This window comes from Mycobacterium sp. E1214, assembly GCF_001666755.1.
Lineage (GTDB): Bacteria > Actinomycetota > Actinomycetes > Mycobacteriales > Mycobacteriaceae > Mycobacterium.
Genome location: NZ_LZJC01000123.1, coordinates 101,161 through 116,300, shown reverse-complemented (window position 1 = coordinate 116,300; position 15,140 = coordinate 101,161). Strand labels below are relative to the sequence as shown.

Annotated in this window: 11 protein-coding genes and 1 tRNA gene; 6 read left to right on the top strand and 6 right to left on the bottom strand. The window is 71.7% G+C overall.

Annotation, left to right across the window (positions count from 1 at the left end; all coding sequences use genetic code 11):
* The first annotated feature begins 106 nt into the window (after nt 1-106).
* The 3 genes from A5700_RS17195 to A5700_RS17185 are packed head-to-tail and all read left to right on the top strand — an operon-like array spanning nt 107 to nt 2,456.
* Nucleotides 107-1,378: a hypothetical protein gene (locus A5700_RS17195; RefSeq protein WP_068070487.1), complete on the top strand. Its 1,272-nt coding sequence runs from the start codon at nt 107-109 to the stop codon at nt 1,376-1,378.
* Between the two features lie 32 nt (nt 1,379-1,410).
* Complete coding sequence (locus A5700_RS17190) at nt 1,411-2,112, top strand: glycosyltransferase family 2 protein (protein ID WP_068070485.1); 702 nt, start codon at nt 1,411-1,413, stop codon at nt 2,110-2,112.
* Nucleotides 2,109-2,456: a DUF2304 domain-containing protein gene (locus tag A5700_RS17185; RefSeq protein WP_068070483.1), complete on the top strand. Its 348-nt coding sequence runs from the start codon at nt 2,109-2,111 to the stop codon at nt 2,454-2,456. Before A5700_RS17190 ends, A5700_RS17185 begins: the two co-directional genes overlap by 4 nt.
* Nucleotides 2,457-2,548: 92 nt before the next feature.
* Here A5700_RS17185 and A5700_RS17180 read toward each other — a convergent pair whose 3' ends face one another.
* Complete coding sequence (locus A5700_RS17180) at nt 2,549-3,487, bottom strand: NAD-dependent epimerase/dehydratase family protein (protein WP_197502849.1); 939 nt, start codon at nt 3,485-3,487, stop codon at nt 2,549-2,551.
* Between A5700_RS17180 and A5700_RS17175 the strand changes: the two genes are divergently transcribed.
* Entirely contained in the window at nt 3,453-5,270 is a 1,818-nt protein-coding gene (locus tag A5700_RS17175) for a hypothetical protein (protein ID WP_156671259.1), read from the top strand. The two genes, A5700_RS17180 and A5700_RS17175, sit on opposite strands and share 35 nt — an antisense overlap.
* A gap of 182 nt (nt 5,271-5,452) precedes the next feature.
* Here the strand turns inward: A5700_RS17175 and A5700_RS17170 are convergent.
* Both A5700_RS17170 and A5700_RS17165 read right to left on the bottom strand, forming a co-directional pair.
* Nucleotides 5,453-5,528: transfer RNA gene (locus A5700_RS17170), tRNA-Thr, on the bottom strand.
* A gap of 62 nt (nt 5,529-5,590) precedes the next feature.
* The gene (locus A5700_RS17165; protein WP_068070479.1) at nt 5,591-6,808 is read right to left on the bottom strand and encodes a DNA polymerase III subunit delta'; all 1,218 of its coding nucleotides are present in this window, start codon (nt 6,806-6,808) and stop codon (nt 5,591-5,593) included.
* Nucleotides 6,809-6,878: 70 nt separating this feature from the next.
* On the opposite strand from A5700_RS17165, the gene A5700_RS17160 reads away from it, so the two are divergent.
* Entirely contained in the window at nt 6,879-8,597 is a 1,719-nt protein-coding gene (locus tag A5700_RS17160) for an adenylate/guanylate cyclase domain-containing protein (RefSeq protein WP_156671258.1), read from the top strand.
* A gap of 6 nt (nt 8,598-8,603) precedes the next feature.
* Here the strand turns inward: A5700_RS17160 and topA are convergent, their stop codons facing one another.
* From topA to cspA, 3 genes are all read right to left on the bottom strand, one after another.
* Nucleotides 8,604-11,432 (bottom strand): type I DNA topoisomerase, encoded by a 2,829-nt coding sequence (topA, locus tag A5700_RS17155; protein WP_068204874.1) that lies wholly within the window; start codon nt 11,430-11,432, stop codon nt 8,604-8,606.
* A 193-nt stretch (nt 11,433-11,625) separates the two neighbouring features.
* Nucleotides 11,626-12,207, bottom strand: a complete 582-nt coding sequence (locus A5700_RS17150) for a hypothetical protein (protein WP_068070475.1) — start codon at nt 12,205-12,207, stop codon at nt 11,626-11,628.
* Nucleotides 12,208-12,356: 149 nt separating this feature from the next.
* On the bottom strand, nt 12,357-12,560 hold the full coding sequence (cspA, locus tag A5700_RS17145; protein WP_007166602.1) for a cold shock protein CspA: 204 nt from the start codon (nt 12,558-12,560) through the stop codon (nt 12,357-12,359).
* A gap of 248 nt (nt 12,561-12,808) precedes the next feature.
* Here cspA and A5700_RS17140 point away from each other — a divergent pair, with 248 nt between their 5' ends.
* On the top strand, nt 12,809-15,127 hold the full coding sequence (locus A5700_RS17140; protein WP_068070473.1) for a DEAD/DEAH box helicase: 2,319 nt from the start codon (nt 12,809-12,811) through the stop codon (nt 15,125-15,127).
* Nucleotides 15,128-15,140 lie beyond the last annotated feature (13 nt).

The following is a 15,140-nucleotide window of genomic DNA, read 5'->3' as shown; positions in this document are numbered from 1 at the left end:
CCCACGATAGCGAAGCCGGTCATCGCCGCGGGTCGGCGGCCACGCACACTTACTATCTTCAAATTGTGGCGATACGTCGGGGCCGTCGGCCGAAAGCGCGGCCCCGATGACCGAAGTCGGCGCCTCCCGCGGGCCCGTCGCGCGGGGCAGCGTGGCCCGGGTGGGCACCGCCACCGCCGTCACGGCGCTGTGCGGTTACGCGGTGATCTACCTGGCCGCCCGCGACCTGGCGCCCGCCGGCTTCTCGGTGTTCGGGGTCTTCTGGGGGGCGTTCGGGCTGGTCACGGGCGCCGCCAACGGCCTGTTGCAGGAGACCACGCGGGAGATCCGCTCGACCCGGCACCTCAGCGAGGTCGCCGCCCTGGCGGTGCCCGACCGGCCGCGGACCCACCCGCTGCGGGTCGCCGGCCTGGTGGGCCTGGCCGCCGCGGTGGTGATCGCCGGCAGCTCGCCGTTGTGGGGCGGGCGGGTGTTCGTCGAGCACCGCTGGCTGTCGGTCGTCCTGCTCAGCGTCGGGCTGGCCGGATTCTGCGTGCACGCGACCCTGCTGGGCATGCTGGCCGGCACCGACCAGTGGACCCGCTACGGCGCGCTGATGGTCACCGACGCGGTCATCCGGGTCGCGGTCGCCGCGACCACCGTGGTGCTGGGCTGGCGACTGGTGGGCTTTTTGTGGGCGACGGTAGCCGGGGCGGTCGCCTGGTTGCTGCTGCTGGCGGCCTCGCCCGCGGCCCGCGCCACCGCGCGGCTTCCGGCGCCCGGCAGCACCGCGACCTTCCTACGCGGCGCCGCGCACTCGATCACGGCGGCCGGCGCCAGCGCGATCCTGGTGATGGGCTTCCCGGTGTTGCTGAAGCTGACCAGCGCCGAGTTGGGGCCGCAGGGCGGCGTGATCATCCTGGCGGTGACACTGACCCGGGCGCCCCTGCTGGTCCCGCTGACGGCCATGCAGGGCAACCTCATCGCGCACTTCGTCGACGAGCGCAGCCACCGGGTTCGGGCCCTGCTCGCACCGGCGGCCATCGTCGGCGGCATCGGCGGGCTCGGGGTGCTGGCGGCCGGCGTGCTGGGCCCGTGGTTGCTGCGGGTCGGTTTCGGGCAGCAGTACCAGGCGAGCAGCGCGCTGCTGGCCTGGCTGACGGCGGCGGCGGTGGCGATCGCGATGCTCACGCTGACCGGGGCCGCCGCGGTGGCGGCCGCGCTGCATCGCGCCTACGCGCTGGGGTGGGTCGGGGCCACGGTGGCGTCGGGGCTGCTGCTGTTGTTACCGCTGCCCCTGGAGAGCCGGACGGTCATCGGACTGCTGTGCGGCCCGGTCGTGGGAATCGGCGTCCATCTGGCGGCCCTGTCGCGCGCCGCGCGCCCAACCGCCGGTTGACCCCGTGGTCAGCGGGTATCTTGTGGGCTCAAATGGGCACTGATTCGGGCTACCCAGACGTGTGGATCGTCGTACCCGCTTTCAACGAAGCCGCCGTGATCGGCGAGGTCGTCGCCGAGGTGCGGTCGGTGTTCGACAACGTCGTCTGCGTGGACGACGGCAGCGCCGACGACACCGGCGACATCGCGCTGCGGGCCGGCGCGCACCTGGTCCGGCACCCCATCAACCTGGGGCAGGGGGCGGCGATCCAGACCGGCGTCGAGTACGCCCGCGCGCAGCCCGGCGCGCAGGTGTTCGCCACGTTCGACGCCGACGGCCAGCACCGCGTCAAGGACGTCACCACCATGATCGACCGGCTGCGCCGCGGCGACGTCGACGTCGTCATCGGCACCCGGTTCGGGGCGCAGCCCAGCGCCCGCCCGCCGCTGGTCAAGCGCATCGTGCTGCAGACCGCCGCGCGGCTGAGCCGGCGCGGTCGCCGACTGGGCCTCACCGACACCAACAACGGCCTGCGGGTGTTCAACAAGAAGGTCGCCGACGGGCTGGACATCACGATGAGCGGGATGAGCCACGCCAACGAATTCATCATGCTGATCGACGAGAACGGTTGGCGCGTCGCGGAAGAGCCGGTCGAGGTGTTGTATACGGAGTACTCGAGGTCGAAGGGTCAGCCGCTGCTCAACGGCGTCAACATCATCTTCGACGGGTTCCTGCGAGGGAGGACTTCACGATGAACTGGATCCAGGTGCTGCTAATCGGCGCGATCGTGGCGCTGCTGGTGTACCTGTTGCGGTCGCGCCGCAACGCGCGGTCGCGGGCCTGGGTCAAGGTCGGCTACGTCGTCTTCGTGCTCGGCGGCATCTACGCCGTGCTGCGCCCCGACGACACCACGGTGGTGGCGCACTGGTTCGGGGTGCGCCGCGGCACCGACCTGATGCTCTACGCGCTGATCATGGCGTTCTGCTTCACCACGCTGAGCACCTACATGCGGTTCAAGGATTTGGAGCTGCGCTACGCGCGGCTGGCCCGGGCCCTGGCGCTCGAGGGCGCACAGGCGCCCGAGCAGCGCCAGCATTAGGCCCCGCCGCTCGAGGGCGCACAGGCGCCCGAGCAGCGCCAGCATTAGGCCCCGTCGCTCGAGGGCGCACAGGCGCCCGAGCAGCCTTCGAACTAGCCGGCCTGCCGGAAGTACTCCACGGTGCGCCGCACGCCCTCGTCCAGCGCCACCTGCGGTCGCCAGCCCAATACCTCTGCGGCCAAACCGATGTCGAGGCAGGACCGCTTGAGGTCGCCCAGGCGCGGCGGCGCGAACTCGGGGTCGTCGGGCCCGCCGACGGCGGCGGCCACCGCGGAATGCAGTTGGCGGTCCGACGTTTCGATCCCGGTCCCGACGTTGAAGCGCTGCCCGGCGCCGGCGTGCCCGGCGGCCTTGACGAACGCGTCGACGACGTCGTCGACGTAGACGTAGTCGCGGGTGTTGGATCCGTCACCGAACACCTTGGTGGGTTTGCCCGACAGCAGCGCCTGGGCGAAGATCGCGACCACGCCGGCCTCGCCGTGCGGGTCCTGGCGCGGGCCGTAGACGTTGGCCGGCGCGATGTGCGAGCAGTCCAGGCCGTAGAGGTGCCGGAAGGTGTTCAGGTAGATCTCGCCGGCCACCTTGCCCGCCGCGTACGGCGACGCCGGGTCCGTCGGCACGGTCTCCGGGGTGGGATAGCGCGGCGGGGTGCCGTAGATGGACCCGCCCGACGAGGTGTGCACCACCTTGCGGACCTGCGCGCGCCGGGCCGCCTCCGCCAGGCGCACGGTGCCGATCACGTTGACCGACGCGTCGAACTGCGGGTCGGCCACCGAATGCCGCACGTCGATCTGGGCCGCCAGGTGGAACACCACCTCGGGGCGATGCTCGTCGAGGATGGCGTCCAGGTCGTCGGTCACGATGTCGGCCTCGACGAATACGTGCGCGGGGTTGTCGGCGACGTGCTCCAGATTGCGCGCGCGCCCGCTGGCGAAGTTGTCCAGCCCCACCACCGAGTGGCCATCGGCCAGCAGGCGGTCGACTAGCGTCGAGCCGATGAATCCGGCTGCCCCAGTTACCAGTGCGCGCACCGGCCCACCATACATAGCGGCGGTGGCCGCGGTGTTGATCGTGGTGCAGCTGGGCGTGCGGGCGGCGCTGGCGTTCCGCGGTTACTTCTACTGGGACGACCTGATCCTGATCGGCAAGGCCGGCACCCACAACCTGCTGTCGCCGTCTTACCTGTTCGACGACCACGACGGCCACGTCATGCCGGGGGCGTTCCTGGTGGCGGGGGCCATCATCCGGGCGGCGCCGCTGGACTGGACCTGGCCGGCGGTGAGCCTGGTGGTGCTACAACTGCTGGCGTCGCTGGCGCTGTTACGCGCGCTGCACGTCATCCTCGGCTGGCGCCCGGTGCTGCTGGTCCCGTTGACGTTCGCGCTGTTCAGCCCGCTGGCCGTGCCCGGGTTCGCGTGGTGGGCGGCCGCGCTGAACTCGCTGCCGATGCTGGCCGCCCTGTCCTGGGTGTGCGCGGACGCGCTGCTGCTGGCCCGCACCGGTGACCGGCGGTACGCGCTGAGCGGCGCGCTCGCCTACCTGGGTGGGTTGCTGTTCTTCGAAAAGGCCGCCGTCGTGCCCTTCGTCGCGTTCGCGGTGACCGCGCTGCTGGAGTACGTGAGCGGCGACCGGGACCTGGGGGCGGCGCTTCGGGAGACGTGGCGCGCCGGTCGGCGGCTGTGGGTCGCGTCGCTGACGCTCACCGCCGCCTGGATCGCGCTGTACCTGGGCGTGGTCAACCAGCGGCGGTGGAGTTCGGACCTGGTGATGACGGGCGAGTTGTTGGCGCGCTCGTTCACGCACGGCATCGTGCCGGGGCTGGCCGGCGGGCCGTGGCATTGGGACCGCTGGGCGCCGGCCTCGCCGTGGGCGACCCCGCCGCCGGCGGTGATGGCGCTGGGCTGGCTGGTGCTGGCCGCCGTCGTGGCGGTGTCCGTGGCGCGCAAGCAGCGCATCGGGCCGGTGTGGCTGACCGCCGTCGGCTACGCCGTCGCCTGCCAGGTGCCGATCTATCTGATGCGTTCCTCCAAGCAGACGGCGCTGGAGCTGGCGCAGACGCTGCGCTACCTGCCGGACCTGGTGGTGGTGCTGACGCTGCTGGCCGCCGTCGCGCTGAGCGCTCCCAACCGCCCGGCCGGCCCGCGCTGGCTGGACGCCTCGGCGCGGCGCACCGCGGTGACCGCGGGGCTGGCGGCGCTGTTCGTGGCCAGCAGCCTGTACTCGACGTCGACCTTCCTGGCCAGCTGGCGCGACGACCCGGCGCGGCCCTACCTGCATAACGCCCTGGCGGCGTTGGCCGCCGCGAAGGCGGCCTCCGACGCGCCGCTGCTCGACCAGGAGGTCGACCCGCTGGTGCTGCAGCGGGTCGCGGCCCCGGAGAACCTGGCCAGCCACCTGTTCGCGTTGGTGCGCGACCGTCCCGAATTCGCGCCCGCGACAACGCAGTTGCGCATGTTCGACCCGTCGGGACGGTTGGTGGCGGCGCGCGTCACCTGGGTGCGCACCATCGTCGCGGGGCCGATGCCCCGTTGCGGCTACTTCGCCCAGCCCGACCACCCGGCGCGCCTGGCCCTCGACGGGCCGCTGCTGCCCGCCGACTGGACCGTCGAGCTCAACTATCTGGCCAACAGCGACGGGTCGATGCTGCTGTCTTTGACGCAGGGACCCGCCGTCAAGGTGCCGGTGCACCCCGGGCTCAACCGGGTGTTCGCCCGCCTGCCGGGCGCCGGGGACGCGATCACGGTGCGCGCCAACACCACCGCGTTGGCGCTGTGCCTCGCGTCGGGCCCGGTGGGCTTCGTCGCGCCCGTCTAGCCGGCGGCGCCGCCCTCCTGCTCGGGTTGCTCGTCGTCGCCCTCTGTCGCTTGCGGGGGCTGTTCGTCGCCTTCTGGCGGCGGCTGTTCGGCGGTGGTCACGCAGTTCTCCGTCCAGGCAAGGTGTTTGAGGGTGCACTACCCGGATCCGCGCCGCGGGAAACGGCGTGATCAGGACAAACGTGGAGCCGCCTGGGGGAATCGAACCCCCGACCTATTCATTACGAGTGAATCGCTCTACCGACTGAGCTAAGGCGGCACACCCGGATGCCGGGCGGCCCGAGTCTACGGCAGAGGCGGCGGCCCTCCCAAGTCCGGGAATCACTCGCCGAGCTGTTGGCCGATCGTGGCGACCATCGCGTCGACGGCGAACTTCGGTTTGACGTTGGTCGCCAGCGCCTCGCGGCACTCCAGCACCGCCTCGATGCAGCGCAGCAGCCCCGCGGGCGACGCGTGCGCCGCCAGGGCCGCCACCCGCTCGGCCATGTCGGGGTGGTTGGCGCGCACCGCGCCGGCCCCGGCGGGCAGGGCCGCGGCCACCAACGCGTCGCGGAAGTAGGTCGCCAGGTCGATCAACGCCCGGTCCAGCGCGTCGCGGGACGCCCGGGTCTGGCGCGACTTCTGGCGTCGCTCAAGGTCTTTCATGGCCCCGGCGGCGCCGCGCAACGCGCCCGCGGTGCCCTTTCCGGTGCCGCCCGCGCCGAGCGCGGTGCGCAGCTCCTCGGTTTCGGCCTCGGCGCGGTCGGCGGTCAGCACGACCGCCTCGGCCTCGGCCGCGGCCACCAGCTCCTCGGCGGCGGCGTAGGCGCGCGCCGGTGTGGCGGCGTCGCGCACCAGCGTCAGCGCCCGCTCCCGGCGCTGGCGCGCCTCGGGGTCGGTGGCCAGCCGCCGCGCCCGGCCGACGTGTCCCCCGCTGACCGACGCCGCCCAGTTCGCGAGCGCGGCCGCCATGCCGTCGCTGTCCACGAGCACACCCGCGATCGCCTCGGCCGACGGCGTCACCAGCGCGACGTGGCGGCACCGGGACCGCAGCGTGATGGCGATGTCCTCGGGGTCCACCGACGGCGCGCACAGCAGGAACACCGTCGACGGCGGCGGCTCCTCGACGACCTTGAGCAGGGCGTTGGCGGCGCCCTCGGTCAGCCGGTCGGCGTCCTCGATCAGCACGATCTGCCAGTGCCCGCTCGACGGGCGCCGCGACGCGATCTGCACGATGGCCCGCATCTCGCTCACCCCGATGGACAGCCCCTCGGGGATCACGCGGCGCACGTCGGCGTGGGTGCCCGCCATGGTGGTCGTGCACGCGCGGCAGCGGCCGCAGCCGGGTTCCCCGTCGGAGGTGCACTGCAGGGCGGCGGCGAAGCATACCGCGGCGACCGACCGCCCGGAACCGGGCGGCCCGGTGATCAGCCAGGCATGTGTCATAGTCCCGTCGGCCGCGCCGTTGTGCGCGGGGTCACTGCGCGCGGCCCGGGCGGCGGTCAGCAACTCCCGCGTCACCGCATCCTGGCCTACCAGCCGCGTAAACACCCCGGACATCACCGGTAACACTAGACAGCGATGCCGACGGATACCGATCGGCCACCATACCGCGACCATTCCGTTACATTTGCCCGCGTCAGGGCCCTGCGGTCGACGTGCCGAGACGCTTGTAAGTTTCCAACAGGTCGCCCCCGACCGATACGGTGGGTTGGTGACAACAGCGGCGACATTGCCCGGACGAATCAGCGGATTCGTCCGGTGGGTGGTGCGCACCCCGTGGCCGCTGTTTTCCCTGAGCATGCTGCAGGCCGACATCATCGGCGCCCTGTTCGTCCTGGGCTTCCTGCGCTACGCGTTGCCCCCGGAGGATCGCATTCAGCTGCAGGACCTGCCGGTCCTGAACCTGGCCGTCTTCGGCACGGCGCTGGTGGTGTTGTTCCTGGCCGGCTGGATGGTGAACCTGAAGCTGCTGATGCCGGTCTTCCGCTGGCAGCGCCGCGACAACCTGCTTGCCGAGGCCGATCCCGCCGCCACCGAGCTGGCCCGCAGCCGGGCCCTGCGGATGCCCTTCTACCGCACGCTGATCAGCATGGCGGCCTGGTGCATCGGCGGCGTGGTGTTCATCATCGCCAGTTGGTCCGTCGCCCGGTTCGCCGCGCCGATCGTGGCCGTCGCCACCGGGCTGGGCGCCGCCGCGACCGCGATCATCGGCTACCTGCAGTCCGAGCGGGTGCTGCGCCCCGTCGCCGTGGCGGCCCTACGCAGCGGCGTGCCGGAGAACGTCCAGGCGCCCGGGGTCATCCTGCGGCAGATCCTGACGTGGATGCTGTCCACCGCGGTGCCGGTGCTGGCGATCGTGCTGGCCGTGGTCGCCGACAAGGCGTCGCTGCTGCACGCCACGCCCGAGAAGCTGTTCACCCCCATCCTGCTGCTGGCGGTGGCGGCGCTGGGCATCGGGCTGGTCAGCACCCTGCTGGTGGCCATGTCGATCGCCGACCCGCTGCGGCAGCTGCGCTGGGCGCTCTCGGAGGTGCAGCGCGGAAACTACAACGCGCACATGCAGATCTACGACGCCAGCGAGTTGGGCCTGCTGCAGGCCGGGTTCAACGACATGGTGCGCGACCTTTCCGAGCGGCAGCGGTTGCGGGACCTGTTCGGCCGCTACGTGGGCGAGGACGTGGCCCGCCGGGCCCTGGAACGCGGCACCGAGCTGGGCGGCCAGGAGCGCGACGTCGCGGTGCTGTTCGTGGACCTGGTGGGCTCCACCAAGCTGGCGTCCACCCGCCCGCCGGCCGAGGTGGTGCACCTGCTCAACGAGTTCTTCCGCGTCGTGGTGGACACGGTCGGCCGGCACGGCGGGTTCGTCAACAAGTTCCAGGGTGACGCCGCGCTGGCCATCTTCGGCGCGCCGATCGAGCACCCCGACTCCTCGGGCGGGGCGCTGGCCGCGGCCCGCGAACTGCACGACGAGCTGCTGCCGGTGATCGGCTCGGCGGAGTTCGGCATCGGGGTGTCGTCCGGGCGTGCCATCGCCGGCCACATCGGCGCGCAGGCCCGCTTCGAGTACACCGTCATCGGCGACCCGGTGAACGAGGCCGCCCGCCTGACCGAGCTGGCCAAATTGGAGCCCGGCCACGTGTTGGCCTCGGCGATCGCGGTCAGCGGCGCTCTGGACGCCGAGGCGCTGTGCTGGGACGTCGGCGAGGTGGTCAACCTGCGCGGCCGCACGGCGCCCACCCAGTTGGCCCGGCCGGTGAAGCTGGCCGACTCCCCCGACGCGGCGTCCGCCCGCACCCAGGCGGCCCTGCGGGAGCTGCCCAGCGAGGCGATCGGCCCCGGTTTCTAGCCGTCGTCAGCCGCGCTTGGCGGCCTTCTTGGCGGCGGCCTTCTTGGCCGGGGCCTTGCGGGTGGCCTTCTTGGCGGGCCGCTTGACCGGCCCGCGGGCCCGCCGGTCGGCCAGCAGCTCGGCGGCCAGCTCGGCGGTCACCGAAGCCACGTCGTCGCCCTTGCGCAGGCTGGCGTTCGTCTCGCCGTCGGTGACGTAGGGGCCGAAGCGGCCGTCCTTGATCACCATCGGCTTGCCCGACACCGGGTCGGCGCCCAGCTCGCGCAGCGGCGGCGCGGCGGCCGCCTGCCTGCCGCGGCGTTTGGGTTCGGCGTAGATCTTCAGCGCCTCGTCGAGGGTGATGTCGAACATTTGCTCCTCGGTCGCCAGGGAGCGAGAATCGGTGCCGCGCTTCAGGTATGGGCCATACCGGCCGTTCTGCGCGGTGATCTCCTCGCCGGTGGCCGGGTCCACCCCGACGACCCGCGGCAACGACAGCAGCCGCAGCGCGTCCTCGAGCGTGATGGTCTGCAGGTCCATGCTGCGCAGCAGCGAACCGGTGCGCGGCTTGGGGCCGGTGGGCTTCTTGCCCTTCTTTGCCGGCGCCCCGCTGTCGTCGTCGGGCGGCTCCGGCAGGACCTCGCTCACGTACGGGCCGTAGCGGCCGTCCTTGGCGACGATCTCGTGGCCCGTCGCCGGGTCCACCCCCAGCACGCGGCCCTCCTGCGGCGTCGCGAACAGCTGCTCGGCCACCTCCAGGGTGAGCTCGTCGGGGGTCAGCGAGTCGTTGAGGTTGGCCCGCTGCGGTTTCAGTTCGCCGCTGGGATCATCGGGGTCGCCGGTCACCATCCGCTCCAGGTACGGACCGTTCTTGCCGACGCGCACGTACACCGGCCGGCCCTGCTCGTCGTCGAAAAGCCTGATGGAGTTGACTTCCCGGGCGTCGATGCCTTCGAGGTTGACGCCGACGAGCTTCTTGAGACCCCCGGAACGGGCCACCGAGTCGGCCACCCCGTGGTCGCCGCCGAAGTAGAAGCGGTTGAGCCAGTCGGTGCGGCGCTCCTGGCCGGACGCGATCGCGTCCAGCTCGTCCTCCATCGCGGCGGTGAAGTCGTAGTCGACGAGCCGGCCGAAGTGCTGCTCGAGCAGCCCGGTGACGGCGAACGCGACCCACGAGGGCACCAGCGCGCTGCCCTTCTTGTGCACGTAGCCGCGGTCCTGGATGGTCTTGATGATCGACGAGTAGGTCGACGGCCGACCGATGCCCAGCTCCTCGAGCGCCTTGACCAGCGACGCCTCGGTGTACCGTGCCGGCGGATTGGTGGCGTGGCCGTCGGGGGTGAGTTCCAGGGCGTCAAGCCGCTGGCCCTGGGTCAGCTGCGGCAGCCGGCTCTCGGCGTCGTCGGCCTCACCGCCGGCGAGCTCGTCGACGGTCTCGACGTAGGCCTTGAGGAAGCCCGGGAAGGTGATGGTGCGCCCGCTGGCCGAGAACACGACTTCTCTTCGGGTCCCGGCCGCCGTTGACTGGCCGCTGATCCGCAGGCTCAGCGTGGTGCCGCGCGCGTCGGCCATCTGGGAGGCCACGGTGCGTTGCCAGATGAGCTCGTAGAGCCGGAATTCGTCGCCGTCGAGCTCGCGGCGCACCGCGTCCGGCGTCGCGAACGCCTCGCCGGCGGGGCGGATCGCCTCGTGCGCCTCCTGCGCGTTCTTCACCTTGCGGGTGTACTGGCGCGGCGCGGCGGCGACGTACTCGGCGCCGTAAAGCTGGCGGGCCTGCGTGCGCGCGGCGTTGATCGCCGACTCCGACAGCGTCGTGGAGTCGGTACGCATATAAGTGATGTAGCCGTTCTCGTAGAGCCGCTGCGCGATGCTCATGGTGCGCTCGGAGGAGAACCGCAGCTTGCGCCCCGCCTCCTGCTGCAACGTCGACGTCATGAACGGGGCGTAGGGCCGCCGGGTGTAGGGCTTCTCTTCCACGGAGGCGACCGAGAGCTGGGCGCCGCGCAGGCCGCCGGCCAGCTCCGTCGCGCTCGCCTCGTCGAGGATGATGACCTCGTTGGCCTTGCGCAGGTGCCCCAGCGAGTCGAAGTCGCGGCCCGTCGCCACCCGCAGTCCGTCGACGGAGGTCAGCCGGGCGGCGAAGGTGGGCGGGGAGGCCTGCGGGTCGGAGACGCTGGCGTCGAGCTGCGCGACGATGTCCCAGTACGACGCGCTGCGGAACGCCATCCGGTCGCGCTCGCGCTGCACGATGATCCGGGTGGCCACCGACTGGACCCGGCCCGCGGACAGCTTGGGCGCCACCTTCTTCCACAGCACGGGGCTGACCTCGTAGCCGTACAGGCGGTCCAGGATGCGGCGGGTCTCCTGCGCGTCGACCAGGTCGATGTCGAGGTCGCGGGGGTTCTCCGCGGCCTCCAGGATGGCCGGCTCGGTGATCTCGTGGAACACCATCCGTTTGACCGGGACGTTCGGCTTGAGGGTCTCCAGCAGGTGCCAGGCGATGGCCTCGCCCTCGCGGTCACCGTCCGTGGCCAGGTAGAGCTCGTCGACGCCCTTGAGCAGGCCCTTGAGTTCGGTGACGGTGCTCTTCTTCTCCGGGCTGATGATGTAGAGCGGTTCGAAGTCGTGGTCGACGTTCACGCCGAGCCGCGCCCAGGGCTCCGACTTGTATTTCGCGGGGACGTCGGCGGCGGCGCGGGGCAGGTCGCGAATGTGGCCGCGCGAGGATTCGACGATGTAGGTGGGGCCGAGATAGGTGGCCAACTTCCGCGCCTTGGTCGGCGACTCGACAATGACGAGTCGCCTACGGCTCCCATTTCGGCCGCTCTCGCGGTCCGTCAGCTTCGGGTCAGCCAACTACGGTTACGCTCCATCTCTTATTCCCGGCCCCTTGAAGGCCGCCCTGCAGGAAGAATGACAGGCTCGCGTCGAAAATTCCGCGGAAATTCCCCGACGTTACCGTTCCTTCGCGCTCGGGCACCTGACAATTTCGCACCCTCGGGCGGGCCCGCGCAAACCGACGGACGCGACGTCCAGCCCTACCAGGCGGTCATACCCGCGGCCAGCGCGACGATGCATCGGGGTCCGCCGGCGGCTCGCCCACGTTCTCTACCAGCCGCGATAGCCTGCGACGGCCGCTGATCCGCAGCGCGGGCCGGCCGCCGCGGGTGCCGATGAGGGTGGGTGCGATTCCGACGCGCATGAGAGCCGACGCCAGCGGAGAGTGCGTGTCCGGCGCGTGCGGGTCCAGGGCCAGCAGGTAATGCTCGCCCTCCGGGTTGCCGGCGGCCAGCGTCCACGCCCGCAGCTCCCGCGGGCCCGGCAGCCAGCGCGGCGGCACCGTTTTGACCGCGCCGCGGGTCCACTCCGCGGCGAGGGTCACCAGGGACCGGTCCACCGCGGTCCGCACCAACGGCGTGTCCTCGTCGGTGCGCCCGAGCTCGGCCACCAGTCCCGCCTCCCGGATCATCTCGGCCAGCGCCGCGGCCCGCCAGGAGGCCTCCACCACGACGGAGAGCCGGGCGCCGGCGGCGCCCGCCGTCACGATCTGCCCGGAGGCCGCCAGTACCCCGGAGAGGTCGGCGACCGCGGGGGGCACCGACTCCGCCGTAAAGAAGGACAGCTGGCTCACGCCCCCGACAGTAGGCCCTCGGCCCGGCCCCCGTCTCGAGGCGACCGGCGCGGCGGCGGGGGCGATCGGGGTGCCAAACGAAAACCCCCCGGGTCCCGCTCGTGCGGGACAGCTCGGGGGGTTGCTCGTGGAGTTCTAGCTTCGTCGTCTCAGACGGAGCGGACTCCGGTGGCCTGGGGGCCCTTAGGGCTGTGGCCGATCTCGAACTCGACCTTTTGGTTTTCCTCAAGGGTGCGGAAACCCGAACCCTGGATCTCCGTGTAGTGGACAAAAACATCCGCGGAACCGTCTTCGGGGGCAATGAACCCGAAGCCCTTCTCCGCGTTGAACCACTTCACAGTTCCCTGTGGCATCTCTCGATCTTTCCTTCTCTTCTGGGTGCGGGGCATCGCTTTTCGATGCCCCGGGCCTGGTACGACCGCCATACCTCGCTGAGTCGCCGGAACTTCACCCGACCGATTAACCTCGCAGGAACCGCGGCCGCAACACAAGATCCTGCGAAAGTTTGACACGAACACAGAAGCTGCGACCGCAATCATCCAACCACGTTCGCGGCGTCGGCGACAGACTTGCGCCGCGTATGGATTCGAAAGGGTGTGAGGTGGCGGGTTTCGGCAGCGAGCTGCTCGCCGTCGCGCTCGCGGGAACCGCGTCGGGCGAGCAGCCCCTGCGTCATGTCGCTGAGCTGCCCCCGCGGGGCGGCCAACCGCACGGTTGGCCGCAGTGGCTGGATCCCGAGGTGATCGGCGCCTTGGCGCAGCGCGGCATCGCCGCGCCGTGGTCGCATCAGGCCGAGGCGGCCGAGCTGGCCTGGGCCGGCAGGCACGTCGTGGTGAGCACCGGTACCGCGTCGGGCAAATCCCTGGCCTACCAACTGCCCGTGCTGAACGCGCTGACCACGGATCCGCGCGCCCGCGTGCTGTATTTGTCGCCGACGAAGGCGCTGGGTCACGACCAGTTACGCGCGGCGCACGCGCTGACCACCGCCATCCCGCGGCTGCGTGACCCCGGTTTCGCGGTGGCGCCCACCGCCTACGACGGTGACAGCGCGCCCGAGGTGCGCCGGTTCGCGCGGGAACGCTCCCGCTGGCTGTTCTCCAATCCCGACATGATCCACCTGTCGATCCTGCGCAACCACACCCGCTGGGCCGTCCTGCTGCGCAGCCTCCGCTTCATCGTGGTCGACGAATGCCATTACTACCGTGGGGTTTTCGGATCTAACGTGGCGATGGTGCTGCGCCGGCTGTTGCGGTTGTGCGCCCGCTACTCCAGCGCCCCGACGGTCGTCTTCGCCAGCGCCACAACCGATTCGCCGGGCGCGACGGCCGCCGAGCTGATCGGCTCGCCCGTCGAGGAGGTGTCCGCGGACGGTTCGCCGCAGGGGGCGCGGACCGTGGCGTTGTGGGAACCCGCGTTGCTGGCGGACCTGACGGGTGAGAACGGGGCGCCGGTGCGCCGCTCCGCGGGCGCCGAGGCCGCGCGGGTGATGGCGGACCTGGTGGCCGAGGGCGCGCAGACGCTGACGTTCGTCCGATCGCGCCGGGCCGCGGAGCTGACGGCCCTCGGGGCGCAGGCCCGCCTGGGCGACACCGCCCCGCAGCTGGCACAGCAGGTCGCCTCGTACCGGGCCGGCTACCTCGCCGAGGACCGCACCGCGCTGGAACGCGGCCTCGCCGAGGGCCGGCTGCGCGGGTTGGCCACCACCAACGCGCTGGAGTTGGGGGTGGACATCGCCGGGCTGGACGCCGTGGTGCTGGCCGGCTTCCCCGGCACCGTCGCATCGTTCTGGCAACAGGCCGGCCGCTCGGGGCGCCGCGGGCAGGGCGCCCTGGTGGTGCTGATCGCCCGCGACGACCCCCTGGACACCTACCTGGTTCACCACCCCGCCGCGCTGCTGGACAAGCCGGTGGAGCGGGTGGTGATCGACCCCACCAACCCCTACATCCTGGGGCCTCATTTGCTGTGCGCCGCAACCGAATTGCCGCTGGAGGAGGCCGAGGTGTGCGATTTCGGCGCCGCGGGCGTGGTGGCCGAGCTCGTCGAGGACGGCCTGCTGCGGCGCCGCGGCGGCAGGTACTTTCCCGCGCCCGGCCTAAAACCGCATGCGGCCGTGGACATCCGGGGCTCGGCGGGCGGGCAGGTCGTCATCGTGGAGGCGGACACCGGGCGGCTGCTGGGCAGCGCCGGCGCCGGGCAGGCGCAGCTGTCGGTGCACCCCGGCGCGGTCTACCTGCACCAGGGCGAGAGTTACGTCGTCGACTCCCTGGACCTCGACGAGGGCATCGCGTTCGTGCGCGCCGACGACCCGGGTTACGCGACGTTCGCGCGGGAGATCACCGACATCAGCGTCCTGGGCGCCGGCGAGCGCACCGAATACGGGCCCGTCACCTTGGGGCTGGTGCCCGTGCGGGTCACCCACCGGGTGGTGGGTTACCTGCGCCGGCGGCTGTCGGGCGAGGTGATCGACTTCGTCGAGCTCGACATGCCAGAGCACACGCTGACCACCACCGCGGTGATGTACACCATCACCGAGGAGGCGTTGCTGCACAAGGGCATTGACGCCCCGCGGATCCCGGGCTCGCTGCACGCCGCCGAGCACGCTGCCATCGGGCTGCTGCCGCTGGTCGCCAGTTGCGACCGCGGCGACATCAGCGGCCTGTCCACCGCGATCGGGCCCGACGGCGGGCTGCCCAGCGTCTTCGTCTACGACGGCCACCCGGGCGGGGCGGGCTTCGCCGAGCGGGGCTTTCGCCGCGCCCGCACCTGGCTGGCCGCGACGGCGGCGGCCATCGAGGCCTGCGAATGCCCGCGCGGCTGCCCGTCCTGCGTGCAATCGCCCAAGTGCGGCAACGGCAACGACCCGCTCGACAAGGCGGGTGCGGTTCAGGTGCTGCAGCTGGTGCTTGCCGAACTGCGTTGAGACCGACCGGGCC